This window comes from Actinomycetospora succinea, assembly GCF_004363095.1.
Classification (GTDB): domain Bacteria; phylum Actinomycetota; class Actinomycetes; order Mycobacteriales; family Pseudonocardiaceae; genus Actinomycetospora; species Actinomycetospora succinea.
This window is the reverse complement of sequence record NZ_SNYO01000020.1, coordinates 1-1,500: the sequence shown is the minus strand read 5'-3', so window position 1 is coordinate 1,500 and position 1,500 is coordinate 1. Positions and strand designations below refer to the sequence as shown.

1 protein-coding gene is annotated in these 1,500 nt (G+C 71.7%); it reads left to right on the top strand.

The genetic code is table 11. The features are described 5' to 3' along the window. Positions 1-241: 241 nt before the first annotated feature. Positions 242-1,474, top strand: coding sequence for an IS110 family RNA-guided transposase (locus EV188_RS31280; RefSeq protein ID WP_133830263.1), 1,233 nt, complete (start codon positions 242-244; stop codon positions 1,472-1,474). Positions 1,475-1,500: the final 26 nt, after the last annotated feature.

Here is a 1,500-nt window from a genome sequence, read left to right as displayed (position 1 = left end):
CCTAATGGGGCTACACCGGCGTGGTCGTGGTCCAGACTCCGGTGTCCGAGCCGCCGGCCGGTGAGCACTGTCCGAACCGGATCCCAGATGGTTGAGATCTACGCCTAGATCGTGCCCCGGCCGGTGGGTGAGGGGTCTGTAGGGCTGGTGGGATGTCGTGCCGAGTCGAGCACTGATCCATTAGGTCGTTCCAGGGGCTCCTCGGGCTCGGCCAGGGAAGGCGCAGGCGGAGGAGGGGCTGGTGCTGTTCGTCGGAGATGACTGGGCCGAGGACCACCACGACATCGAGGTCGTCGACGAGCAGGGCCATCAGCTGGTCCGCCGGCGTCTCGAGGAGGGCGCGGCCGGGATCGCGGCGCTGCACGCCCTGATCGCCGATCACCTCGACGATCAGGGCGAGCCCGCCGAGGTGGTGGTGGGTATCGAGACCGATCGGGGTCCGTGGGTGCAGGCGTTGCTGGCCACGGGCTACACGGTCTACGCGATCAACCCGCTGCAGGCCTCGCGGTATCGAGAACGCCACGGCGTCTCGGGCGCCAAGAGCGACCCCGGTGACGCGCACGTGCTCGCCGAGCTGGTCCGCCTGGACCGCGACCATCACCGCCCGGTCGCCGGGGACAGCGCGATCGCCGAGCACGTCAAGGTCGTCGCGCGGGCCCACCAGTCGATGGTGTGGTCGCGGCAGCGTCAGACCAACACGCTGCGCTCGATGCTGCGCGAGTACTACCCCGCCGCGCTGGCCGCCTTCGACGACCTCGCGGGCCGGGACGCGCTGGCGGTGCTCGCGATCGCGCCGACCCCGGCGGCGGGGCGTCGGCTGCGGGTGGCGCGGGTGGAGAAGGCGTTGCGCGCGGCCGGGCGCCAGCGCCACCTGACCGCCACCGCGCAGCGCATCGTGGAGGTGCTGCACGGCGAGCAACTCGAGGCCCACCCCGGCGTGGTCGAGGCCTACGCCGCCAGCACCAGGGCGCTGGTCGCGGTGATCATCGAGCTGGCCCGCCAGTGCGAGGTCCTCAAGGGCGAGGTGGAGGCGGGTTTTGGCCGGCACCCGGACGCTGAGCTCTACCTGTCCCAGCCCGGGCTGGGACCAGTGCTCGCCGCCCGGGTGCTCGCCGAATTCGGGGACGACCCCGCCCGCTACGCCGATGCCCGAGCCCGCAAGAACTACTCCGGGATGGCGCCCGTGACCCGCGCCTCAGGCAAGGCACGGGTCGTGCTGGCCCGCCACGCCCGCAACCGGCGACTGGCCGACGCGCTCTACTTCCAAGCGTTCGCCGCCCTGAGCACCTCACCGGGCGCTCGCGCCTACTACGACGCCCACCGCGCCCGCGGTAACACCCACCACCAGGCCCTACGCGCCCTGGCCAACCGCCTCGTCGGCATCCTGCACGGCTGCCTACGCCACCAGCAGCCCTACAACGAAGCCACCGCCTGGCCCGCGGCTACAGACAAGACAAACGCCCCCGCGGCTTGACCTCCTACGACCGTGGGATGTCTAGG